Origin of the sequence: Leptotrichia sp. OH3620_COT-345 (genome assembly GCF_003932895.1) — a bacterium.
Classification (GTDB): domain Bacteria; phylum Fusobacteriota; class Fusobacteriia; order Fusobacteriales; family Leptotrichiaceae; genus Pseudoleptotrichia.
In genome coordinates this window covers 19,988-45,687 of the sequence record NZ_RQYW01000014.1, presented here as the reverse complement: position 1 = coordinate 45,687, position 25,700 = coordinate 19,988, and the positions used below count along the sequence as shown (strand labels likewise).

The 25,700-nt window shown below is 27.9% G+C and carries 24 protein-coding genes and 1 tRNA gene; 4 read left to right on the top strand and 21 right to left on the bottom strand.

Annotated features, from left to right (window positions below):
• Positions 1–11: 11 nt before the first annotated feature.
• From cas3 to EII29_RS08715, 12 genes are all read right to left on the bottom strand, one after another.
• The gene (cas3, locus tag EII29_RS08760; protein WP_125237151.1) at positions 12–2,498 is read right to left on the bottom strand and encodes a CRISPR-associated helicase Cas3'; all 2,487 of its coding nucleotides are present in this window, start codon (positions 2,496–2,498) and stop codon (positions 12–14) included.
• An 18-nt stretch (positions 2,499–2,516) separates the two neighbouring features.
• Positions 2,517–3,251, bottom strand: a complete 735-nt coding sequence (cas5b, locus tag EII29_RS08755; RefSeq protein WP_125237150.1) for a type I-B CRISPR-associated protein Cas5b — start codon at positions 3,249–3,251, stop codon at positions 2,517–2,519.
• A 2-nt stretch (positions 3,252–3,253) separates the two neighbouring features.
• Positions 3,254–4,204 carry a type I CRISPR-associated protein Cas7 gene (locus EII29_RS08750; RefSeq protein WP_125237149.1) on the bottom strand — a complete coding sequence of 317 codons (951 nt, stop codon included), beginning with the start codon at positions 4,202–4,204 and terminating at the stop codon, positions 3,254–3,256.
• Positions 4,205–4,221: 17 nt separating this feature from the next.
• Positions 4,222–5,961, bottom strand: coding sequence for a hypothetical protein (locus EII29_RS08745; RefSeq protein WP_125237148.1), 1,740 nt, complete (start codon positions 5,959–5,961; stop codon positions 4,222–4,224).
• Positions 5,962–5,976: 15 nt separating this feature from the next.
• Positions 5,977–6,678: a CRISPR-associated endoribonuclease Cas6 gene (locus EII29_RS08740; RefSeq protein WP_125237147.1), complete on the bottom strand. Its 702-nt coding sequence runs from the start codon at positions 6,676–6,678 to the stop codon at positions 5,977–5,979.
• 3 nt (positions 6,679–6,681) lie between these two features.
• The gene (locus tag EII29_RS12135; protein WP_158612504.1) at positions 6,682–6,819 is read right to left on the bottom strand and encodes a hypothetical protein; all 138 of its coding nucleotides are present in this window, start codon (positions 6,817–6,819) and stop codon (positions 6,682–6,684) included.
• A gap of 164 nt (positions 6,820–6,983) precedes the next feature.
• Positions 6,984–7,244, bottom strand: a complete 261-nt coding sequence (locus EII29_RS08735) for a hypothetical protein (protein WP_125237146.1) — start codon at positions 7,242–7,244, stop codon at positions 6,984–6,986.
• Positions 7,245–7,653: 409 nt separating this feature from the next.
• Entirely contained in the window at positions 7,654–8,241 is a 588-nt protein-coding gene (locus EII29_RS08730; RefSeq protein ID WP_125237145.1) for a peptidylprolyl isomerase, read from the bottom strand.
• Between the two features lie 64 nt (positions 8,242–8,305).
• Positions 8,306–9,256 (bottom strand): DUF4300 family protein, encoded by a 951-nt coding sequence (locus tag EII29_RS08725; RefSeq protein ID WP_125237144.1) that lies wholly within the window; start codon positions 9,254–9,256, stop codon positions 8,306–8,308.
• 485 nt (positions 9,257–9,741) lie between these two features.
• A tRNA-Leu gene (locus EII29_RS08720) sits at positions 9,742–9,826 on the bottom strand.
• A 273-nt stretch (positions 9,827–10,099) separates the two neighbouring features.
• Positions 10,100–10,243, bottom strand: a complete 144-nt coding sequence (locus EII29_RS12130) for a hypothetical protein (protein ID WP_158612503.1) — start codon at positions 10,241–10,243, stop codon at positions 10,100–10,102.
• Positions 10,231–10,983, bottom strand: coding sequence for a tRNA1(Val) (adenine(37)-N6)-methyltransferase (locus tag EII29_RS08715; protein WP_125237143.1), 753 nt, complete (start codon positions 10,981–10,983; stop codon positions 10,231–10,233). The genes EII29_RS12130 and EII29_RS08715 overlap by 13 nt, the downstream gene beginning before the upstream one ends.
• 128 nt (positions 10,984–11,111) lie before the next feature.
• On the opposite strand from EII29_RS08715, the gene EII29_RS08710 reads away from it, so the two are divergent.
• On the top strand, positions 11,112–12,005 hold the full coding sequence (locus EII29_RS08710) for an ATP-binding protein (RefSeq protein WP_199726063.1): 894 nt from the start codon (positions 11,112–11,114) through the stop codon (positions 12,003–12,005).
• A 308-nt stretch (positions 12,006–12,313) separates the two neighbouring features.
• Here the strand turns inward: EII29_RS08710 and EII29_RS08705 are convergent, their stop codons facing one another.
• The 9 genes from EII29_RS08705 to EII29_RS08680 all read right to left on the bottom strand — a co-directional run bounded on the left by EII29_RS08705 (position 12,314) and on the right by EII29_RS08680 (position 21,574).
• Positions 12,314–14,545: a heavy metal translocating P-type ATPase gene (locus EII29_RS08705; protein WP_125237142.1), complete on the bottom strand. Its 2,232-nt coding sequence runs from the start codon at positions 14,543–14,545 to the stop codon at positions 12,314–12,316.
• Position 14,546: 1 nt separating this feature from the next.
• Positions 14,547–15,014, bottom strand: a complete 468-nt coding sequence (locus EII29_RS08700; RefSeq protein ID WP_125237141.1) for a CopY/TcrY family copper transport repressor — start codon at positions 15,012–15,014, stop codon at positions 14,547–14,549.
• Between the two features lie 124 nt (positions 15,015–15,138).
• Positions 15,139–15,270 carry a hypothetical protein gene (locus EII29_RS13090; RefSeq protein ID WP_255411030.1) on the bottom strand — a complete coding sequence of 44 codons (132 nt, stop codon included), beginning with the start codon at positions 15,268–15,270 and terminating at the stop codon, positions 15,139–15,141.
• Between the two features lie 203 nt (positions 15,271–15,473).
• Positions 15,474–15,620 (bottom strand): hypothetical protein, encoded by a 147-nt coding sequence (locus EII29_RS12125; protein ID WP_158612502.1) that lies wholly within the window; start codon positions 15,618–15,620, stop codon positions 15,474–15,476.
• A gap of 379 nt (positions 15,621–15,999) precedes the next feature.
• Positions 16,000–16,851, bottom strand: coding sequence for a tagatose bisphosphate family class II aldolase (locus tag EII29_RS08695; protein WP_125237140.1), 852 nt, complete (start codon positions 16,849–16,851; stop codon positions 16,000–16,002).
• A 252-nt stretch (positions 16,852–17,103) separates the two neighbouring features.
• A complete protein-coding gene (locus EII29_RS08690) occupies positions 17,104–18,282 on the bottom strand; it encodes an SIS domain-containing protein (RefSeq protein ID WP_125237139.1) in 1,179 nt (392 codons plus the stop codon).
• Positions 18,283–18,492: 210 nt separating this feature from the next.
• Positions 18,493–19,968: a sulfatase-like hydrolase/transferase gene (locus EII29_RS08685; RefSeq protein ID WP_125237138.1), complete on the bottom strand. Its 1,476-nt coding sequence runs from the start codon at positions 19,966–19,968 to the stop codon at positions 18,493–18,495.
• The gene (locus EII29_RS12710) at positions 19,955–20,095 is read right to left on the bottom strand and encodes a hypothetical protein (protein ID WP_199726062.1); all 141 of its coding nucleotides are present in this window, start codon (positions 20,093–20,095) and stop codon (positions 19,955–19,957) included. Before EII29_RS12710 ends, EII29_RS08685 begins: the two co-directional genes overlap by 14 nt.
• Positions 20,096–21,574: a sodium:solute symporter gene (locus tag EII29_RS08680; protein ID WP_199726061.1), complete on the bottom strand. Its 1,479-nt coding sequence runs from the start codon at positions 21,572–21,574 to the stop codon at positions 20,096–20,098.
• Between the two features lie 196 nt (positions 21,575–21,770).
• Between EII29_RS08680 and EII29_RS08675 the strand changes: the two genes are divergently transcribed.
• The 3 genes from EII29_RS08675 to EII29_RS08665 all read left to right on the top strand — a co-directional run bounded on the left by EII29_RS08675 (position 21,771) and on the right by EII29_RS08665 (position 25,695).
• Entirely contained in the window at positions 21,771–22,508 is a 738-nt protein-coding gene (locus tag EII29_RS08675; protein ID WP_125237137.1) for a GntR family transcriptional regulator, read from the top strand.
• A gap of 69 nt (positions 22,509–22,577) precedes the next feature.
• Positions 22,578–23,648: a 23S rRNA (adenine(2503)-C(2))-methyltransferase RlmN gene (gene rlmN / locus EII29_RS08670; protein ID WP_125237136.1), complete on the top strand. Its 1,071-nt coding sequence runs from the start codon at positions 22,578–22,580 to the stop codon at positions 23,646–23,648.
• Positions 23,638–25,695, top strand: a complete 2,058-nt coding sequence (locus EII29_RS08665) for a transglycosylase domain-containing protein (RefSeq protein ID WP_125237135.1) — start codon at positions 23,638–23,640, stop codon at positions 25,693–25,695. Before rlmN ends, EII29_RS08665 begins: the two co-directional genes overlap by 11 nt.
• Positions 25,696–25,700: the final 5 nt, after the last annotated feature.

Sequence of the window (25,700 nt, the reverse complement as noted above, 5' to 3'; positions counted from 1 at the left end):
TCAAAATCATATTAAATAAATTCCACTTCTTCACCTGTCAATTTTTTAATGTTCAGTTTCCCATTTTCAAAATAATCTTCACCATTCTCAATATAATAAATATCTCCTATTATATCAGTATATGTTATTATCTGTGTTCCTCTAATTTCGTAAATAAAATTATTCAATTTTGAATATATTTGAGATAACTTTACTTTTCTCTCTGCAAATCCTATTTCTTGATCAATCAGAATACTAAAGAAGTCGTTCCACACTTCTTGCCCATTTATTATATTTCCACTTTCATCAGTGATATTCCTGTTAAGAAATACTTTAAATACATTTTTATCTTCATCGATAAGTTTAAAAACCGCTTCTATTTCGAAAAAATTTAAATCTCTGAAATTTCTATTTATGTCCTCTTCATTTCCTTTTTCATTTTTTTCTATTTTTTTAACAATTTTTCTGAAAACAGCTTCATAAAATGAATTAAAATCTTTATTTAAAAGATTTTCCCTATTTTTTTCATTTAATAATGTAAGAGAAAGTTCATCTCCAAGCCTATGATCTTCTTTATAAATTCTTTTAGGATCATCTAAATAAAAGAAAAATACAACTGCTCCTTTTTTCCGGGAATTTCTGTTAATTCTTCCAAGAAACTGTTCTTCACTGTCCAATGTTGATATATTTTTAAACCCGTATTTCACATCTATATCCACTCCCGCTTCAATTACTTGAGTAGCAACAAGTATTACATCTTCATTTCCATTTTTTAAATAATTTATAATTCGGTTTCTTTCAATTTTATTGTCGTCAGAAGTTATAAGCATTATTTTCCTATTTTCAAAATTTAAACTGTTTAGTTTTTCAAAAAATTCATATGCAGTTTTTTTTCTTATAAATTCCACTAATATATTTCCATCATTTTTCTTTGCAATTTCCTTTATTTTTAGTAGCAACTTTTCTTCTTCCATATTTCTGTCAAAATTTCCTTTTAGCTCAAAGTTAAGCAATGAATAGTCAAGTTTTACTCTTTCTCTAAAAATAGGATGTTCAAAATATTTTTTCGGATTCCCGATTAAAGTAACTACTTTTTCTCCTGTAAGATTACTTAGTTTAGGTAATGTTGCCGACATAATTATTATTTTTAAATTTAAAAATTCCGCATACTTTTCAAGAAGATTGATGACATATTTCCAGATACTGTTTTTATATGATTGAATTTCATCGAAGATAATAATACTGTTAGCTACATTTGCCAATGTAAATATGCTTTCTTTCCCGATATTAAATAAATATGAAAAAAAGTTTACATGGGTTGTTACAACAATAGGATAATGTATAAACTGCCTATCAAGCAGAATCTGCTCATAATCTTTACCAAAATCCTCTTCATCACTTTTTTTATTTTCCTTATAAGGAGTTAAGGAATTTAAAGTAGCTATATAATTTTCTCCGAATATATCCAATAACTGCTTTTCCGTCTGCTCTACTAAAGTATTAAAAGGAAATATGTAAAACAGTCGGTTCAATGATTTGTCATTCTCCAACAGAACTGTTGCAAGATTAATAGACATATTAGTTTTCCCGCTTCCTGTAGGAGCTTCAAGATAAAAAATCCGTTCATTTAAATTATTTTTTATATTTTCTTCCGCTTCTTTAAATAAATTTGTTCTTAAAATATTTATATCGGAAACATTTGTTAAATCATTTACTTTCACACTTTTACCGATTATTTTATAAAGTTCGGTATTTCTGTATTTTTCTATAATTTTCTCATCTTTTATCGTATTTAAAGTATTTTGAGCTTTACTGTTCATAAAACTTCCTGTAGCATAAAAGTCCGCCGTACATATGCAGGAAAAAAGAAACCTGATATATATGAATACATACTCAGGAGGTATTTTCTCACATACATCATTAATTGAAATAGTCGGGTTAAATTTTTTAACCTCGTAATGTTGACATGTGTCTTTATATTTTTCTTTTTTCATAAAGTTTCCTATTTTTTTTCCATACTCGTTAATTATATCAAAAGAACTATGATGTTTCGATATTGCATAACTGTTTAGAAAAAGTATCCCCTCCAAAATACGTTTTTCTTTTTTGGACATTATTACTTCTACTTCTTCTGTATAAATATTTAAATAAATAAATGCAGATAATAAAGAGTGATTGGTATCACTCTTATCTACATCATTTTTTATATATATGTCGTTCTTCATTTTTACACTTTGGAAATTTACATTGATTTTACCTATATCATGTAAAAATACTGCATTAACGAAAAATTTCAAAAATAATTTTTCAGATTCTTCTGATAATTTCAGTTTTTCAGCCAAAAACTTTATCTGCTTTCCCAATCCTTTTTCTTTTACTAAAAACAGAAAATATTCATAAGTTTTATAAAGATGTTCCTTTAATGTTTCTTTATAGTTCTCTTTAGTATGAGCATACATTTTATCTATTTCTTTAATCTTACCGTCCAAATCAAATAGTTCCACATTTTCTATTTGCATTTATCCCTCCGCTATATACTATATAAAATAAATAATTTTATTTTCAACACTGTAAAGCTTAACTTCTTTACATAGTTCCACATCATTATTTGTAAAACACAGTTTTTCATATTCATAATGATTTGTCTGAGAATTTAAACTTACAGGTAAAAATTCTTCATATTTGAATATATCAGCTTTTCTTTGATTATCTATTTTTTCTATTATCTCTGAAGGGAAAATACTGTCTATTTGCTCAATATTTTCAACATCTTCATAAATTTTCAAATTTAAAATTTCTGTATTTTCTATTGTTGCAAAATGATCATTTTTTCCTAAATAAGGATTAAAAATAAATCTATAATTTAGCAACCTTTCTTTTAACTCCTTCAGTATTTCGTTTTCATCATTCACTTTTAAATAAACAGCCCATTCAGGATTAACAAGCCATTGTTCCTTAACTATTAAATTCCCCCCCTCTTCTTTTGATGCATACCCCACTGAATTGTTAAAAACCTGAAGACTTTTTGGAATATATGATATTTTGGGAATAATTGAAACTTCTATTTCTTTGAGTTTTTCATAAAATTCAGGAAACTTATTTTTCTTTCCCTGCTGATTATATCCTTTCAATCCTAAAATCGAACCGAATATACCGAGCAGAGCAATTTTATGTATATGGCCGTATGTGAAATAAACGTATGAATTGACATCAGGCTGCTTGAAAAAGGCTGTTTTTCCTTTCAATGTAAACTTGACTGCTTGTTCTCTCATGTTTATACCTCTTTCATTGTGAAAATATTAAAATATTTAGCCTTTTCCAATTCTCCTTTAACTTCAGTTGTATAAGGATTATAGTAAATTTCAATTCCCTTAATATCGTCTTTTACCCCATTTACTAATTCTGAAAATCCTAATTTTATGATATTTTTTCCTCCTTCTCTCTTTTCAAATTCCACATATTGTGCCAAATCGGGTAAATATCTGTCATTTTCAACTTCAATAAATACTCCCAATTCATTTTCACATCCCATCTTTGAATTTGTATTAAATGAAGTGGCTGCTATTAAAGCTGCTTTCTTAAATTTTTCGTAATCTCCTTCCGTATATCCTTCAGTAACTCCTAATTTTACATATTCATTATACGAATTCGGAGTAATCGCAAAAGGATATATATAATGTGCTTCATCAGTTACAATTTTAGTTCCTAATGTAGAGGCATCTGCCTCAGTTCCTTCTTCTTTCTGTTTTCTATTTTCAGCTCTGAACGGAGATAATATCTGCTGTTCCTCTGCATTAGTTTCTTCATATTTATTAAATCCCTGTCCTATCTGAACTGCTCCCGTTATGGAAATGTTATTTCCTTCTTCGGCAAATGTCGCACCGAAGTTCTTGACATCTATTGCTTTAAACAAGTTTTTTAGAACTTTTTCCTGATCTTTCTCTTTTTTTAAATCTTCCACTTCAAAAATTTCTTCATATCTTTCTTTAAGAGATTTAGGTCTTACAACTCTCTCTTTTTCTTTTTCATCAGCTATCTTATAAGATTTTATATATAAAACTTTTTCTCCTGTGTTTTCCCACATTTTTTTCATAGGAAACTTAAATGCTTTATCACTACCGAATATTTCCCCATTATTTGTTTCTTTTGGATATCCTGAAAAATCTGCATTCCAGTTTGCCATTACGCTTTTAATCCCAAATACTCCAAAAATTTTTGTCTTCATAAATATCATCCTCCATTTTATTTATTTTCTTTTTTCATATACATTATATTTTTATGCAAATAACCGGCTATAATAAGATCTTCATTTATTACTCCGGGATTATCTAAAACATATCCTTCGACCATAGCCGTTAATTTTTTAAATTTTGGAAATTCACCTGCTGCATATGAATATTTCACTAATAATCTTTTTAAATTACTCTTTAATTTCTTATCATTTTTTATATTTAATAAATTTCTTAAATATTGTCCATTTAATACTTCCTTACGAGAGGACAGACTTTTATCTATTAAATAACCTGCTGCCTGTCCCATTGCTATAAAATATTCACTATCATCATATAATTTTTCATCATCTTTACCGGAATCTAGCTTTTCTTTCAATAATTTTATTTTTTCCTGCAATATATCCGCCATTTTATTTTCTCCTTTATTAAAATATTTTTTTAATTCACAAAATAAATTAAACTGAGCTATCGCTTTCTCTTTTCTTTTATTTAACACATTATGTTTTATTAAAGATAAACACAACTTATCCCATATTTGTTTTACTTGAGTATCATTTCCTTTATAAAACCAAGTATGAAATGCTTTTCTTGTAAATAATAAATTTTGTTTTAAATTTTCATCATATATTTTAATATCTTTGGGAGTGGAATAATAATTATTATTAAGATATTTATTAAATAAAACTTCATTTATTACTTGACTTAATCTTTTTAAATTCTCCAAGTCTTCTCCATAATTTATGATTTCAAATTTAAAGTCCTTTTTTTCATATTCTAAATATTCGTGAAGTATTATAGATATGTCTGTAGAATATTCTGTTACAATATCTATATCATGTATTTCAACTTCTTTTCCTTTTTTTAATCTTAAATAATATCCCCTTATTTCTCTATCGGGTAATTTCCCTTTTTCCAAAGAAATTATCTCATCTTTCAAATTGTCAAAATAAACATCATACCGTCCCTCATTTGCACAATTAAAAAGATACTTAAACAAGTTATTCTGCAGTAATATTTTTTCTGTAGATACCAGTATAGGAACTTCATTTTTTCTAGTTTTATTTTTCAAATATATTTTTTTACTGTTCAGCTGCATATTATTATTGGGAAGCCCGTAAATTTTATTATTTTCTAACTTTTCATTATAATCTACAGTATTATAAATATTAGGTAATAAATATTTTTTCTGTTCTTTTTTATATTCTTCAATATCAGTATCAATAAATATTTTCAAATAATTTTTATCTCTTTTATACTTTTCTCTTATGTTATCTAAATTATTTATAATACTATTTTTTATTTTTTGAACTAATTCTTTATCAGTTATTCTATCCTTTTTTTCTATTCCTAAAAATATTTCCTTTGCATTTTTGGAATATTTTTTTTCAGGTTCCGATAATATTTCATAATATTTATTTATTATTTCATTTGTGAGTTTTTTTGCATTATCTATAGTTTCGAGTATTTCTTTTTTTACAAAAAATGAGTATATTTGATTTGAATGAATTTTCTTTTTCGGATCAATAGGTTTATTCATATCAATTAAAGTGGAGTAATAATCTCGTTCTCTAAAATATTCATATATATCAGAATCTTTATCAAAATTTTTATCAATTTCAAAAATTTCATAGTTCCCGTCTAAATTCATTTTTACATATGTTCCCACAGATAAAATATAAGAATCCGTTATAAGTTTATCTTGTTTTTCTGAATATTCCTTTTCAAATATTTCCATTACTTCATTTAGCATATACCGTTACCTCCTTTAAGTGTAAAAACGGGAATTGACAAATCCCAATCCTCTGGCATTGACCTCAAGTATACCTGTTCCTAAAGCCATATAGGCTAACCTTTGGGCAGTTTCATTATGTGCTATATGTAATGTTATTTTTTCACCAAGCAATTTTATATTTTTCATTTTAACAGATATCGGACCTTTATTTTCAAATACTATATAATTGGAAAGTTCAAAATTCTCATCTATTTTTTCATTATAAAAATAATTATATTTTTTTATCAAATTTTCTTTCAACCAACGCTCAAAATCAATAATACTGAACATATCTCTCCAATATCCTTCATCATTTTTCACTATACAAGGTGTTAAAGAATAAATTTTTTCAATCATTTTGGGATAAATTTTTCTTTTTTCTACTGTAAGAAGTTTTATACTGTCTGTAAAACACCCTACCAAAACTTTCTCAAAATGAATTTTTAAAGTTTCAGATACATTCAACATTCTTAAAATTACAGTATATATATTTCCTTCTTTATGTACTCCGTCTTTTTCCAATGGAAAAAAAGAATTAAAACAGTAAGGTTTATATATATTTTTCTTATGCATTTCTTTTAATTCTTCATTTTTTAAAAAGGAACTATCCACAAGTTTTGCAATGTTAGTTAATGCATCCTCCTGCTTTATATCTCTTAATAAATAAACTTTCAGTCTGTATTCCATTACTTCCATAAACTACCTCTTTTCTACTTTGAATTTTATTTCAATTATTTTTTCTAATTTTATTATACCCCACTTTTTATTTTTTTCAAATAATAAGTTTAATATATTTTTTATTTTATTTCTAAATGTATTCAAATCTTTTAAATTCATTTTTTTTGATTTTCAATTTTTTGTTTTTAAAATTTTTCTATACAAAATCGAATTATATTTTTAATATTTCTATATCAATAAGAAAATTATAAAATTTTATACTTAGTTTTTTATCTATATATTTTTAATTTTTTACAAACTTTATTAATAACGAAAATAACATTTCACTTCTTAATTTCAAATAAAACAAACTGATGCAACATTATATAGATAAGCCACACTACTAATCTCAAAAATCCTATTTTTATAAAACATATAGGAATTTTAGAGTAAATAAAAATATTTATTTCATAAAAAGAAATATTCATATTAAATATAACAAACTTACCTTCTATTTTATTTTTCTTTTCTTCAAAATCATATTCTATTTGTAAATAAAAAACTGTCTGTTTGGATTTTTTATATCGCTTTTTTATTTTTTTCATTTTATTACCTTCTTTCTTACGTTATAATTTTCTTTTTATTGTATAATATTTACCCAGATACAATGTTTTATAATATAATTCCTTAAACTAAATTTTTATAATATACAGTATTGACTTTTTATCATATATTGTTAAAATATTATTTTAATTACAAAAGTTATTTATAATGATAAAATAATTTTATTTTCTAAAAAAATCAATATTTATTCTTATAAATTTAATTTACAATAATAAAAAACATCACATGTTAAAGTTCAAAATATTACAAAAGTTATTTATAAATTTAAATACATCATATGTTCTTATTCAATCGAAATTTGAGATATCTAAAGTACAGCATTTAAATAAATTATATATAGTTATCCACTTTTTATGAAAACAAATCAAAATAACATTTCGTTTTTTTAACTTATTTATCCAACACTTTATTCCACTCATCTATTCTATTTTTATGCTTTTTCAGAAATTCTTCTATTCCTTCTCCGCTTATTGTTACCGTTTCCATTATATCTCCATTTGTAAGAGATTTTACTACTTGTAAATCTTTATCCGATACTACTTCTCCAAAAATAGTATGATTTCCGTTAAGCCACTCTGTAGGTACAGTTGTTATAAAAAATTGACTTCCATTTGTTCCCGGACCCGCATTTGCCATCGCCAGTTTTCCCGGAACTGAAAAATCCAGTCCATTTTTCACTTCATCTTCAAATCTATATCCCGGACCTCCCATTCCTGTACCTGTGGGATCTCCTCCCTGTGCCATGAAATCTTCTATAACCCTATGAAATTTGAGTCCGTTGTAATAACCTCGCCTTACAAGATTTACAAAACTGGCCACTGTAACAGGAGATTTTTCAGAAAATAATTTTACATTAATTTCTCCTTTGTTTGTCTTAAATTTTACATTCATTTTTGTCACTTTTGCGTATGATTCCGAATTTATTGAAAGCATCATCATTAAAACTATCAAAATAAACGAAATATTTTTTATTTTCATTTGAATCATACTTCTCCTTTCTATTATAATTATTATTTACAAAACTTTTTACTACCATATTTTTTTATTTTTTACCTTTATTCGGATTTAACCTGTATCCATCCATCAATTCATCATTTTCCATAATAAAAGGACTCGCAGTTTCCTGCCCCCATTCAACATCATATTTATTCATAAGATAATCATTCAGCTGAGTCCGATTATCAAATTTTAAAACTTGATATGGTTCTTGAAAAGACAACTTTTCAATAAAAATGAGTTTTCCATTGTCAGAGTTAATTAAAACACCGGCATGTCCGATAAACAGAAAATTTTCTTCAGGAGTAATTAATGAATGAAAAAATACCGATATTAAAGAAAGTTTATCATTCTTTTTAAAAGTTATATTCTTTTTTCTCCAATCTTCCTTAACCTTAATTATATGTTTATCAATATCTTTTGTTTTTTCAGTTTTTATTATTGAAAAAAAACTGTTGAATATCTTTCTTTCATTTTCATTAAATTTTTTTAAAGGTGTACTATTTAATGCTTCCTCATCTATAAAAAGCTGACTTGTATCATTAATTTCAGGATTTCCCAAAGAAATGTAATCTTTCATGAGTCCAAAAGAAGTAATCCTGCAATTATATCCCGGAAATAAAGAATTTTTTTCTTCCCATTTATTTTGAATAACTTCAATATTATAATCAGGATTTAAACTGTCGGAAGTGATAAATCCTTCTTTTACAAGACTTTCATTATCAATTTCACTATTAAAATAATTCACACTTTCTAAAAAATTTTCTATATCATTATGCTGTATTCCTGCTTTCAGCAATTCATTTTTCAGTTCTTCCTGAGTTTTTTTATCAACTAAATTTGAGTATGTCAGTAACTTTAAATCTTCTGTTTTATTATTATTTTGTTGTTTTTCAATCTTTTCAGATATTCTATCATTTTCATTTTTCTTATTTTGAGTGTTTTCCGAACAGGAAACAATTAAAACTGAAAATAATATTATCATTATCTTTTTCATTTTAGTTCCTTACTTTCTATAATATAATACAAAAGTATACCCTATTTTTTATATTTTTTCAATAAGCGGAAATATTATATGTATTTCTTCACTTTATCAACAACCGTAATAATTGATTCTGACATTATACTTTATATTAAATATTTTTAGCAATATAATTTATAATATGTTTTATAAAATTTATTCGATTATAATTTTAATTATTATTATTATTTGATTTTTTCTCCTGTATTGTTCTTTCTAAAGTCCATATAATATATTTTTCAATCTATTACTATAAAATTTTATAAGTTCTATAAAAATAAAACTGTTTCATAACTTAAAAAATATATCAACTCTAAATTTATACATTTTAATCACTTTTATAAAATCAATAATCTATAAAACATTAAAAGTATATTACTTATAGTTTGTAAATTTCATTAACTTATGAAACAGCCTTTTATATATGATTTATTTTATATTATTAAATATCAATTTCCTTATGGTGCGAGTGGCGGGACTTGAACCCACACGGACTTAGTCCACTACCCCCTCAAGATAGCGTGTCTACCATTCCACCACACTCGCATTTAAAACTTAACAATAATCATTTTACAATATTTAAAAATTTTTTTCAACAAAAATTTTATAGTTTTTTTGATTTTTTTATTTTTAGATTTTAGTTTATTAATTTTAAACACTATTTTCTCTTGCTTTCAATACTTTATTTCTCATCAAAATATATTTTCCGTTTATACAACTTCGAACTTATTTCCTATTATATATTGCTGATAAAAAATATAAATTAATCTTTTCATTTTCTTAAATAATAGTATAATTACTAGATAAACTTCGATATTTTTATCCCGGCAAAAAAATATCTTTATATTTAAATAATAAAAACAACAAATAACCGATTACAGCTATTTTAATGATAAATTTTGCAGATTTAAAAATAAATCGAATAACAAGAATACCCAATATTAATAATATTATTTCCAGCATTTTAAATCCTCCTTTCCATACAGATTTTCTATATAAATGCTTTTTTCTCCTTTTTCATTATATACATAAACAGCCTCTTCTATTATAAGTCCCTTTTTTGCATCTTTTATTGCTTCAATAAGACAAATTTTTGCATTTCCTTTCTTTTTGGTATAACAGATTCTCATTCTTTTCGGTTCTAAATTATAATTTGTAAGTAATGACACTATTTCCGTAAGTCTGTCACTTCTGAAAACCATTGAAAAGGATCCCCTGTTTTTCAACAAATAACTTGATATTTCAATTATTCTGTCAATGGTCAAATCTATATTGTGTCTTGCAAATGCCAACTGTTTTAAATTATTAGTCTGATTTATATCTCCTTTATATTCAAAGTAGGGAGGATTTGTTACTATTGAGTCAAATTCATCTTTTTTAAATATTTTTGTATAATTTCTAATATCTTCATTAACTATTTTTATGCGCTCACTTAAATTATTATATTCAATATTTTTTTCAGCAATCTTTGACATTTCATTATACAGTTCTATTCCGATTATTTCGGCTGTTGATTTATTTCCTAAAATAAGAGGAATAATTCCACATCCTGTTCCTATATCAAGTATTTTCTTAGTTTTCCTGTTTATTTTTACAAAATCACTCAATAATACCGAATCAAGTGTAAAATTCTGAAAATCATTTCTCTGTATAATTTTCATATTATTTAATAATGTTAACGTTTCTTCTCCATTTTTTCTCATTTTTAGACTTTCCTTTTATATTTGTTTTCTTTATTTTTGTTATTATACCATTTTTATTATCTTCTTGAAATATATTTAAAACAATTATATAATAACTAAGATAAATTAAAAGGAGAATAATAAAATCAATGAATAATAATTCCGAAAATAATATAAATGATATAAAAATTGGAAATATAGGAAATACGTCCTGTGAAGCTATACTTCCTCTTGTTTCTTTAAAACCTCTTAATGAAATAGAAAAAAGTATTCAGAAAAAGTACCGTTCTGACCTTTGGTCACCTTTTATACGAGCATTAAAAGAATTTGAAATGGTAAAAGACGGTGACAGAATTGCCGTTGCTATTTCAGGAGGAAAAGACAGTCTTCTACTTTCAAAACTTTTTCAGGAGCTAAAAAGAGCAAGTAAAACTTGTTTTGAACTTATATTTATTTCAATGAATCCCGGATTCAACAAAATAAATTTGGAAAATTTGAAAAAAAATCTGAAACATTTGAATATCCCATGCGAAATATATGATGATAATATATTTGAAATTGCAGGGCAAATTGCCCAAGATTATCCCTGCTACATGTGTGCAAAAATGCGTCGCGGAAGTTTGTATACAAAGGCTACTTCCCTTGGTTGTAATAAACTGGCTTTAGGTCATCATTTCGATGATGTTGTTGAAACAACATTAATGAGTATGTTTTATATGGGAAAATTTGAAACTATGCTCCCTAAATTAAAATCCGATAATTTTGATATTGAACTTATAAGACCTTTATTTTATGTAGAAGAAAAATCCATCATAAAATGGGTAAGAAATAATGGTATAGCGGCTATGAACTGTGGCTGCACCGTTACTGCCGGAAAAACTTCAAGTAAAAGGCGTGAAACCAAAGAATTACTTACACAGCTTGTTAAAAATAATCCCGATATTAAGAAAAGAATTATTCAATCTACTCAAAATGTTAATTTGGAAAAAATATTAGGTTGGAAAACTTCTAAAAGAAAATTTTCATACCTTGATAATTTTTAAAACTTAAAAATAAAAAAGACTCAAATTTTTTTACACATTTTTTGAAAAATTTACCCAAAATATCTTTAGATTATCTGAATAAATCGAGTTTATTGTTTTCCAAGTACAATTTTGAGTGTTAAAAATTCTGTAACCTATAGTAAGAATATAAGAATTGTAATGACCCCTGACAGAAAATAATTTGAGTCGGTAGTTTTTGTCGAACTTTTTCCAAAAATTATAATTCCAATTAAATTCTAAAACAGTTTCATCATAATTAATTTAATATTAAAACAAGCTGTATCATTTTTCCGATACAGCTTTTATATCTATCCGGCAACTTTAAAAAGTTTAAGTCTCAAAGCATTCAATAAGACCGATACTGAACTGAAAGACATAGCAAAAGCCGCAATCATAGGGTCAAGTTTAGGCCCTCCAAATAAGACATAAAAAATACCGGCTGCAAAAGGTATTCCTATTACATTATAGAAAAATGCCCAGAATAAATTTTCCTTAATATTTGTAATTGTGGCTTTACTCAAAGCGATAGCTCCGGCCACATCATTCAAATCATTTTTTATTAAAACTATATCAGCTGACTCAATTGCTATATCTGTACCGCTTCCTATAGCAATTCCTACATTTGCCTGTGCCAATGCTGGCGAATCATTTATTCCGTCACCTACCATTGCCACAAATTCTCCTTGAGACTGTAATTTTTTTATTTCTTCAGCTTTTTGATAAGGAAGTATTTCCGAAATTACACTATCTATTCCTACTTTTTTTGCTATATAATCTGCTGTTTTTTCATTGTCCCCTGTAAGCATTATAACTTTCAATCCCAATTTATGCAATTTATTCACAGCTTCCTTGCTTGTTTCTTTTACAACATCCGCTACTGCTATTATACCTGCAAGTTCATTTTCTATTGAAATAAACATAGGTGTTTTCCCTTCATTAGACAACAAATTATAATCCGATTCACTTTCTGATAAATCTATTTTTCTGGAATTCATCAATTTTTTGTTTCCTATCTGTATTTCTTTTCCTTCTATTTCAGCTCTTATTCCGTATCCCGGCATTGCTCTGAACTTGTCATAATCTTTAAATTCAATATTCATTTCTTCAGCTTTATTAACTATAGCTTCAGCCAAAGGATGTTCAGAATGTTTTTCTACACTTGCTGCTGTTTTTAAAATTTCATTTTTATCATATCTCCCGTATGTTCTTATATCTGTAAGTACAGGTTTCCCTTTTGTAATTGTTCCCGTCTTATCTAATACCACTGTCCTTATTTTATGAGCTGTTTCAAGAGCTTCTCCGCTTTTAATAAGTATCCCGTTTTCTGCTCCTTTTCCTGTACCAACCATTATAGATGTAGGCGTGGCAAGACCCAATGCACAGGGACATGCTATTACAAGAACGGAAATAAAAAACGTAAGTGCAGCTGTAAGACCTGCTCCGCTTAAATACCATGCTACTCCTGAAATAACTGCAATAAAGATAACAATAGGGACAAAGTATCCTGCTACAATATCTGCCATTCTCGATATAGGGGCTTTTGATCCCTGTGCTTCTTCAACTAATTTTATTATCTGAGAAAGAATAGTATTTTTTCCAATTTCTGTAGCTTGAAATTGTATGCTTCCGTTTTTATTTATACTTCCTCCGATAACTTTATCTCCGATATTTTTAGTTACAGGAATACTTTCTCCTGTAATCATTGATTCATCTATTGAAGTACTTCCACTCGTAACTTTCCCATCTACAGGAATTTTTTCTCCGGGCTTTACTATTATTATATTTCCTACTTTTATATTTTCAATTAAAACTTCTTTTTCTGCTCCATTTTCAATAATTTTGGCTTTTTTCGGCTGTAATCCGATTAATTTTTTTATTGCCGATGAAGTTTGACCTTTTGTTCTAATTTCAAGAAACTTCCCTAATAAAATTAGTGTTATTATTACTCCTGCAGACTCATAATACAAATTCATATGATATTCAGGATCAATAGTCGCTGTCATATATGTTGCATACAAACTGTACAGTATAGCAGCGGTAGAACCTATAGCAATAAGAGAATCCATTGTCGGAGATTTCCTTATAAGATTTTTAAATCCATGTATGAAAAAATCTCTTCCGGCATATATTATGGGTAAAGTAATAAATAGCTGCACTAATGTGTATCTCAAAGGATATTTCACAGGGTTTATGAAATCGGGAAGAGGTAATCGCATCATATGTCCCATGGATATATAAAATAAAGGAATCACAAATATAATAGATAAAATTAGTCTGTTTTTTAGACTTTTTACTTTCTCTTCATGCATTTTCACTTTCTCTTCTTCATTTAGAGTTTCCAACAATCCATATCCTGCCAATTGAACTATATTTTTTATTTTTTCAAAATCATACTTTTTTTCATCATATTCTATATTAAGTTTTTCAGTAGCTATATTAACTGATGCATTTATATTTTCATTTTTATTTAATGCTTTCTCTACTGCTTTTGCACAAGCTGCACAACTCATTCCCGTTACACTGTAAGTTCTACTTTTCATATTATTTCTCCTCCTTTTGATTATTATAACAATGCTCAGGACAGTTACACTGTCCCGGTAAACACAAGCAATGAACTTTTTGAACTGCTGTTTCTTTTTTCTTTTCAGTCACTTTCTGAATTCTTCTTAGATCATCATAACTCAACACACTATTTTCTATAACTTCTTCTATCATTTTTCCAATTTTTGTCTTACATATTCTGTTAAAGGTTTCCATAACATACCCTTTTGCTATTTCTTGTTCATTATACTCAGTATAATAGATATATCTGTTTCCTTTTTCTTTTTTTTTCAGAACACCTTTTTCCAGAAGACGGTTTAATAAAGTTTTTACAGTTGTATGTTTCCATTTCATTTTTTCCCCTAAAATTTCCGATACGGATTTAGCCGTTATTTCTTTGTTTGCCCATACAGTACGCATTATTTCCCATTCAGCCCCTGTTATATGACAAATAGAGTTTTCTTCCATATTTCTCCTTTCATAGTTTTACTTTCATTGAAATTCCACATTTAAAACGATTACATTTGTAATTATAAATAGTTTACAACAGTAATCGTTTTTTGTCAAGAAAATTTTAAATAAAAAATGAATCTCAATTTAAAAATTCTCCTGTTATAAATATATACTCACTATCTTTCTGATATACCCCGAATCCCCTGTTTTCATTTCCATATTCAGATTTTCCAAAAAGATATATCAGTATATAACCTACTAAATACAACATACTAAAAGTAGTTTTCTACATTCTACTTTCTTTATCATGATGTTTTTTAAAATTTTTTCATATTTTGTCCGATATATCCAAATCTGAATAACTTGTCGCCAACTTTTTAGGTATTTCTTTTAAATTTTTCACTGAAAACCTTAATTTTCAGGGATTACCTTCCATTTCCATATTAAACGACTTTCCATTTATTAATTCCTGCTTTATATTATATCAACATTAAAAATATCTTTAGCATCTTCAAATGAATCACTTATAACGGGAGTATAAGTCATCTCCACTTTATATCCTAGATTTTCTTTACAAACTTTACCTGAAATATCTTTTATTTTTACACTTGTATTTCCCATTTAAAACTTTCTCTATTTTCTAAATTAATTTTCTCTTCTCTTTTAATCATATTATCTACCATTTTGTTTTTTTAGTCTTCATGATAAATTGCACATATCTTTCAGTGAAATTCTTTTTTCTTTATCCGATTCTGCCATAGTTTTCTTCTTTTTAAATTTTTTATCAGTTATAAATACAATAAAAACCTTTTTGGAAATCAAAATAAAAATGATATTTTCGGTTATTTTCTTTATTTTTATTCTTTATAATTATTTTGCATTATGTAACTATACTTTGTCAAATTTTATAGTATATGGGCTAATTACTTTATAATATTTATTTTTTAATAAATTAAAAAGAGAATTTGTAAATATCTACTTTACAATTCTCTTAGTAATATTAATATCTATTTTCACTCATACACATTTTTATTTTTTCTATAACTACTTTTTTCATTTTTTCTTTAGCATTTGCCATGTATTTTCTCGGATCATTAGCTTCAGGATGTTCTATCAAATATTTTCTCAGTTCATCGGAAAAAGGTATTTTAAGTTCCGTTGCTATATTTACTTTTGTTATTCCCAAACTTATACATTTTCTCACATCATTATGACTCACTCCCGAAGCTCCATGAAGCACCAAAGGTATTGATACCTTTTCTCTTATTTCTTTAAGTCTTTCAAAGTCAAGTTTAGGCTCATTTTTATATAGTCCGTGTGCTGTTCCTATTGCTACAGCTAAAGAATCTATTTCCGTCCTTGCCACATATTCCACAGCTGCATCGGGATTTGTATAAAACGAATCTTTCTCATTTACCACAATATCGTCTTCTTGCCCTCCCAATCTTCCCAGTTCAGCTTCTACAGTAGCATCATATCTATGCGCATATCGGACTACCTGTTTTACAAGTTTTATATTTTCTTCAAAAGGATAATGAGATGCATCAATCATAACTGATTTTGTTCCCAAATCCACCGATTCTTTTATACTTTCAAAAGTTTCATGATGGTCCAGATGAATAGCCACAGGAATACTATACCTTTTTGAAGCTGCTTCTACTATTGCCTGTAAATAATCCCTTCCTCCGTATTCAAAAGTACCGGGCGTCCCTGCCAATATAACAGGGGATTTCATCTCAGCTGCACCTTCGACTATTGTCTGTATGGTTTCCAAATTATGGAAATTAAATGCAGGTACTGCAAATCCCTCTCTTTGTGCCTTTAATAACATTTCTCTTGTACTTACTATCATATATCTTTAAATCTTTGTAAAACAGAAAATCATTTTACTTCTTTATATATTTTTCAAATCTGATATAAATGAAAAATTATAAATATCAGAAATATAAAAGCTGTTTTTCAAAAATTTTTCTCCTTTCCAGTTAAATTTCATTTTCAAAATTGTTATTTCTTCATATAATAATTATTTTTTATCCAAAACTTATATTTTCCATTTTTATAAAATATAAAAAATCCATTTTTTATTCTTAACTTTTACATTTTCTTAACTATTAAATTTATATATCCTAAATTTTTTAACTACTCTGTTTACTTCTCCTGTAGGAAAAGGATTATCCGTAGTATTTCCCAGATACTGAGATTTAAAAAAGGCATACATCTGTCCGTATACTAAATATATAAAAAGACTGCACAGTTCTTTATTTTTTATATTTCCTATACTTATAGGAAAAACTATATTATGTGTATTTTCAATTATTTTACTATTTTCCATAATAGAATAAGCAACCAACCTATCAGATTTTCGGTCTTCAAACATTTCCTCCATGAGATCTTTATCATATTTTTGAGCATATTCATTCTGATTTACAAGATTAAATACTATTGTTTCCTCGTTAATAATTGCTTTGGGACCGTGTCTGAAACCGAGAGTTGTATTGCTTACTGAAACTGCTTTTCCTCCACTCAGTTCCATAACTTTTAAAGAAAGTTCCTCGGCAAGACCTTTCAATATACCGCTTCCGAGTATTACAATTCTTTTATTGTCATTATCAGCCAATTCTTTTATTTTCAGATATTTTTCATTTAATTCATTTTCTGCAAGGATTATTATTTTTTCCATTTCTTCTATAATTTCTTCACTGTTATTTTCAAATACAAGAATCCCTGATAAAAGCATACAGCTAAAGCTGTTTATCATTGCAAATCCTTTATCATTAGATCTTTCAGGCATCAATAACAAAAACACTTTTTCATTATTTTTCGAATTTTTTGCCAATGCTCCCTCTTTATTACATGTTATAAATAAATGATATACCTCTTTAATATTTTCATTTGCAATATCTACAACAGCCATACTTTCAGGAGAATCTCCAGATCTTGCAAATGAAACAAGGAGAGTTTTCCTGTTTTTTTTCAAATAGTTCAAAGGATTACTTAAAATGTCGGTTGTTGCAAGTGATTTGAATGTAATATCTAAATTTTTCCTTAACAAAGGTTCCAATATATTTCCCACATATTCGGAAGTACCTGCTCCTGTGAATATCACTTCAAATTCATTATTAAATCCTATTTTCTTCAAATAATTTTCCAGTTCCATTTTGGAATTTTTAAATATTTCAAGAGTTTCTTTCCACAGTTCAGGCTGCTGAATAATTTCCTTTGCAGTATTCCATGATTTTTTTTCTTTCAATATTTCTTCTTCCATTCCAAATAATTTACTCATAAATTTCCTTCTTTCCTGTTTAAAAATACTGATTAGTTTCATAAAACACATATCATGTAATAAATATTATAACAAAACAGTCTCAAAATCAAGCCAAAAATACACTTTAAAAATTACGACTTTTAAACTGATTTCATCACATTGTATATTTTTTACTTTTGTTTTATATACTATATAAAAACCTGAAATTGAATTTAATTTTTTATTAGTTTACTGTATTTTATTTTCTATTTCTATCTTTTTATTTTCATCCAGCTTTCCGTCAGATGAAAATATAAATTTTGAATGATATCTTCCAAAAGTATTTTTTGCATATGCTCCCCATTTCCCTGCAAGTTTTTTTTGTCCTGCACCGTAAATCGGAAGCACAGCACCATCAATTTCTTTATTTACATAATTTAAAAACCATATTTCAAGTTCTTTTCTCATTTCATCTATAATTTTGTTGTACATTTCATTATCAATTTCATTTATATATTCTTCCGGATCCTTTTCTATATTATAAAATTCATGAGGCCCGTCAGGATATCTGTGAATATATTTATATTTTTCATTTCTGATCATTCTTGTAGGTCCGTACTCATCATAGACTACAACTTTTTTTCCGTTACTGATTTTTTGATTATTTAATATTTTTAAAAAGCTTTTTCCGGGATAATTGACATTTTCCTTTTCAATATCATCCAATTCTAAATATTCAAGTAATGTAGCTCTGATATCATAATGACTTAACAAATCACTTATCATCTCTGTTTCCATTTCATCTTTTTTATATATAATAAAAGGAACTTTCACAGAAGTATCATACATATTTAAGGGACTTGTTCCGTTTCCTTTCCCGAAAATTCCGTGATGACCCATATTCATTCCGTTGTCACTTGTAAATATTATAAGAGTATCTTTGAGAATATCTTTTTTTTCAAGTTCTTCGATTATTTTTCCGATACTGAAATCCATCGCAGTTAATGCCGCAAAATACCCTTTTAATATTTCTAGCCTTTCTTCTTCATTTCCTTCAAATGTTTCGGAAATTTTCCAAGGATGATATGGATCTCTCGGACAAGATTCAAATTTACATTTTTCATATAATTTTAAAATTTCCTCTTTATGATTTTTTCTATCCCAAGGAGAATGAGGAGCGGTATAATTAAGATTTAAAAAGAAAGGTGACTCTTTTTTATAAACATCATTTAAAAATTCGACAGCATAATCTGTTATTTTATCGGTTATATATTCTTTTTCATGAATCAATTCTCCATTTTTATACATAGGAGCATTGTAATAAGGTCCTCCGCCCTTTTGATGAGAATACCAGTATTTAAATCCCTTTTGAGGCATATTTGAAAATCCCATATGCCATTTCCCGCTCATGCAACATATATAACCGTTTTCGGCCAAAACATCTACAAAGGTAGACTGTCCCTTTAAATAATCTTCCGTTGTTACTCCATTTTCCCATTCATCAAGCCAGTCATGTATCCCATGCTGAGATGGTATTCTTCCTGTAAAAATTGAAGCTCTTGCGGGAGAACATACAGGAGAAACACAGAAAAAATTTTCAAATATTTTCCCTTCTTCTGATAATCTATCAATATTAGGGGTTATAGCATCTTTATTTCCATAACATCCTAATGCCCATGCTCCTAAATCATCAGCTATAATAAGTAAAACATTATTCTTTTTCATTACTAACGGCCTCCAACATTTCCTTTATATTTTTAAATCCTTTTATTCCTACAATAATTATAGTTCTTACATACCAAATCAATCCGAAAACTATTAAAATTTTCCAAAACAGTATTAATATATTCATTTATTTCACTTCCTTTTTCAAAATAATTTCTTTTAAATAAGAACCTGCTATCATAGCAATCCAAGTAAAAACAAATGATGCTATACCTGAATAATACGGACCTATTTTATCTGCAAAAGGTTTCAACACTTCTATCTGTTGTGCAATCAAAAAACTCACAGGAGTTAAAGCCCCTGTAATTATTGCGGCACAGGCACCCCATTCATTTGATTTTTTCCAATAGCATGCTGCTATCAGTAAAGTAGATACACTTACTGAATAAATCGTAGCTGTAAGAGTCATATATACCCACAAATCAGATTTTAAAGGATACCATAGTCCATATAAAAGTAAAAATACTCCTATTAAAGCTACCAATAATCTGTTTACAAAAACAGCTTTCTTTTCTTCCCATGAGTTTTTGTGAAATATTACTAATATATCATTATATATAACACTTGCCCATCCTAATAAATACGATGAATCTGTTGACATATCCGCAGCAAGCATTGCAGCTACAAGAATTCCTATTACTCCGCTTGGAAGAAGTACTGACAGCATTTTAGGCATTGCTTTTATAGGTGCTCCTCCGACGGAATCCAAACTAATAAGAGACAAAGCTGCCACTCCCCATATTACAGGTATTAATGATCTTACAATATAAAATAAACTTGTTTTTGTATATATTTTTTTCGCTACTTTCTCATTCTTAGCCGATAATACACGTGAAATCATCGTCTGCCATGTCAGAACAGTTGCACTGAGGACCAATGCCGTATATAGAACATACTGCCAACCCAACTGAGGATGAGCAAAAGGGTTTAATCCTCCTACTCCGTATTTTTCTATAACTGTATTAAATAATCCATTCCATCCTAATTTATAAAATATAATGAATGTGGTTAAAATAAGTCCTACACTCATAAGGAGAAACTGCATATAATCCGTAACCAGAACCGACAGCATTCCGCCAAATATGGTATATAATGCAACTATTAGCAATAATACGGTCATTGTAATTTCAAGATAATGTGGATTTAAACCTGCAACATATACTAAAAACTCCCCTCCTGTCCGAAGAAAAACTCCCATATTTAAAAGTCCTCCCAAGACTATAACTACTCCTGTTGCCCATCTGATTTTCTTTCCAAATTTTTTTTCAAAAAACTCGGGTATTGTAACTACTCCCGCTTTTCTTAACGGCTCTATACAAAATCCCGTTTTACCCACGGTAAACATAATTGTTGCCATAAGAATACCCACTGTAGCACCTGAAAATCCATACTTATACCCTAACTGACTTGCAGCCATACATGTTATAATTCCAAATTCCGTTGCTGCAAGAGAAGCCATTCCTACATAAAGATCTACACTTCTTCCTGCAACTAAAAAATCATCAACATTTTTCACATATTTCCTGATTAACAGACCTACAATAAGGCTTAATAAAATATAAAGTCCTACAATACTTCCATCCAACATCCAGTTAAAATTCAACATTTTATCACCTTCTTTAAAAAATTTATATTTAAATATAACAGTTTTAAAAATGGTATGTACCTCTTAAACAAAGTATACCACGCTTTTTTTTATTGTCAAGATTAAAATCTTATATTTTACTCTGTCTTATTTCTTTAAAATATGGTATTATATATAAAATAAATTGATTCTATAATTTAAGGAAAGGAACTGAACATTGGCAAAAAAAAAATCAGTTAATATTCCTTTATATTATCAAATTTATGACCACTTTAAAACTCTGATAAAAAACGAAGAATTATCTGAAGGAGAAGCACTGCTCCCTGAAAGAGAACTTGCAAATATGTTTAAAGTCAGCAGAGCTACCATAAGGCAGGCCTTGCAGAAACTGGAAGAAGACAATCTTATATACAGATTACACGGTAGTGGAACTTTCGTTTCACATAAAACTATAAAACAGGAACTGTCAGCTTTTTACAGTTTTTATGAAGAAACGGTAAAGGCCGGAAAAACTCCTTCTTCACGTGTTTTAAGTTACGAAACAGTTTCTACTAACAAAGAACTTGCAGAAATTTTTAAAATTGCATCATCAGTGAATATAATGCATATTAAAAGGTTAAGACTGATTGATAATGAACCTGTAATGTACGAAGATACATTCATTCCTTTAAACAGATTTAGGAATTTCAAGCCTGAATTACTGAATGAAAAACCGATGTATTCGATTTTTAAAGAACAGTATGGTGTTTCTTTTGATAAAGCCACTGAAGCATTTTCCTCTCTTATAGTAAAAGATAAATCGATCTTGGAAAATCTCGGATATAAAGGAGAAGCATCATGTATGCTTATAAAAAGAATTACATATGAAAAAAACAGGATTATAGAATATACCGTTTCTTATGCTCGAGGTGATAAATATGAATATAAAGTGGTGTTGAACAATATAGAAAAATAATGTTATCAATAAATTTGAAAAATAAAGGAGGAGGGGCACATTTTATAAAAATGCCTTAGTTAATTAATAATGTTAAATACGGAAATACTTGATAAAGTAAATATACTGGGACTGAATTCAGAAAAACTCCGTGATATTTTTTCTGTTACAGGATTGAAAAAATTTAATGCAGATCAGGTTTATGACTGGCTTCATAACAAACTTGTATTTGATTTTGATAAATTTACAAATATTTCAAAAAAAGATAGGGAACTTTTGAAAAAAAATTTTTATTTACCTACATTGGAATATAAAACTCATCAAATTTCCGATGACGGAGATACCGAAAAATTTCTTTTTGAATTAAAAGACGGAAAATTAATTGAAAGTGTACTTATATCTCATAAAAACAGACATACTCTCTGTATTTCTTCTCAGATAGGATGTCTTCTCGGTTGTGACTTCTGTGCAACTGCAACAATGAGATATGAAAGGAATCTTGATGTTTCCGAAATTCTGATTCAGTTCTATTTCGTTCAGAATTATCTAAAAAAATATGGAAAAAAACTTGATAATTCGGTTTTTATGGGTATGGGAGAACCTTTCCTTAATTATGATAATGTTATCGAAGCTGTAAATATACTTAATTCCCATAAAGGTCAGAATTTTTCCAAAAGAAATTTTACAATTTCCACAAGCGGAATTATACCGGGAATAAATAAATTTACCGAAAATGAAAACCAAATCAATTTAGCTATTTCACTTCACTCGGTAAAAGATGACATAAGAACTGAAATTATGCCTATTAACAAAAAATATAAAGTAAAGGAATTAAAAAAAGCTCTCGTAAATTACCAGAAAAAAACTAAAAATAGAATAACTTTCGAGTATATTCTTATAGACGATTTAAACTGTGAAGCGGAAGATGCCTCTGAACTTGCAGATTTTTTACGATCTTTTTCATGTATGGTTAATCTTATTCCTTATAATAAAGTCATTGGAAAACCTTACAAAACTCCTTCTAACAAAAAACAAAGAAATTTTTATAGTTTACTTAAAGAAAAAAATGTTAATGTAACTTTACGTGAAACAAAAGGTCAGGACATAGCTGCTGCATGTGGACAGCTGAAAGTCCAAAAGGAGATGGAAAATGGAAAATAAAGATAAAATAAATATTGCTAATAAAAAATCTCCAAAAAAAAGTAAAAAAAGAGTTTTTCTTTCATTTTTTTTAAAATTTTTTGGGGTGTTATTAATTGCGAGTATCGGTTTTTTTGCATATATGATATTTACACTTAAAGGAGAAACTCCTACTGAATTGATAGAAAGTTACAGTCCTATTTCTCCTTCTATAATATATGATATTAATGGAAACCAGTTGGATACAATAACAATCGAAAGTAGGGATCCTATAAGTATAAAAGATGTACCTCTGAATGTCCAGAATGCTTTCTTGGCAATAGAAGACAAAAAATTCAGAACACATCACGGGTTTGATTATTTAAGAACATCTCGTGCAATATTTCTTACAGTAACAGGGAAAAGAAGAGAAGGAGGAAGTACAATTACTCAGCAATTAGCTAAAAACGCCTTTTTGACTCCTGAAAGAACTTTCGTAAGAAAAATAAAAGAAGCTATACTTGCTCTTGAAATAGAAAGAAAATATACTAAAGATGAAATATTGGAAAATTACTTGAATACAATTTATTTTGGCAGGGGAGCTTACGGTATTAAAAATGCGGCTTTGAAATATTTCAACAAAGAGCCTAAAGATTTGACAATTGCACAAGCTGCTATTTTGGCAAGTTTACCGAAATCTCCTTCAAAATATTCTAAAATTGAAAACGCAAAAAAAAGACAGGAAATTGTTCTTTCTCAAATGCATAATTTCGGATTTATAAATGAACAACAATATGAACAAGCTAAAGCTGAACAAATTGTATTTTCCGATACTGAAGAGAAAAACAAAAATGAAGAAGAGCAAATATCAACTTCAAATGTCGCTCCTGAATTTACTACTATTGTTTTAAGTGAAGTAAAGAAAATTCTAAAAATTGATGAAGATGATCAGAATTTTCTTTTTGACGGATATAAAATTTATGCAACTGTGGATTTGGATATGCAAAGAGCTGCTTATAAGGCTTTTACAAGTAACTATAATTTAAGACGGCGTGAAAGACTCAACGGTGCATTATTTTCAATAGATCCAAGCAACGGATTCGTAAAAGCTATGGTTGGAGGAAAAAACTACAAAAAAGGAGAGTTTAATAGAGCATTAAGCTCATTAAGACAACCCGGTTCATCTTTCAAACCTTTAGTTTATCTTGCCGCAATACAAAAAAATATGGGAATGAATAATGTTATGGAAGATTCACCTCTAACTACACGTGGATGGTCACCGAGAAACTATGACGGAAAGTTCAGAGACAGTATGACTTTGTTAAAAGCTCTAGAAATTTCAAATAACATTATACCTGTAAAACTTCTTCAATATGTAGGAATAGATTCAGTGGAAAAAATATGGCGTGATTCAGGAATTTCAGGTGGAGATTTCCCTAAAGATTTGACACTGGCTTTAGGTTCCATTTCCACTAAACCGATAGACATGGCTTTATTTTATGCTGCTCTTGCTAATGGAGGATATCAGGTAAAACCTCAATATATATATAAAATTGAAAATAAATACGGAGAAGTTATTTACGAAGCAAAACCTCAAAAAAAGCAGATATTTAAGCCTGAAGATGTGGCTATTCTGACATATATGTTAGAAAGTGCTATAAATTATGGAACCGGACAAAGTGCAAAAGTCTTTAAAAACGGAAGTTTAATTCCTATGGCTGGAAAAACGGGAACAACCAGTGACTATATATCTGCATGGTTTACAGGCTACACTCCTACTCTTGCTACTGTAGTTTATGTAGGCTATGATGACAATAAATCCATGGGTAGAGGAATGACCGGAGGAGCTGCTGCAGCACCTATATGGAAAACTTATATGCAGTCTGTAGTAAATATTCAAAATTACAATGTAGGAGTGTTTGAATTTATAGATGATTACATAAAAAGAAAAGATCTTACTTTAAGAGAAATAGATTTAAAAATTGGTTTACTTGATGCTGACGGAATTGATAAAAGAACAGCTTTATTTAAAGCTGGAAGTGAACCTATTGAAAGTGAAAATAAATTTAAAAACGGTCTTGTATTCTAATAAAA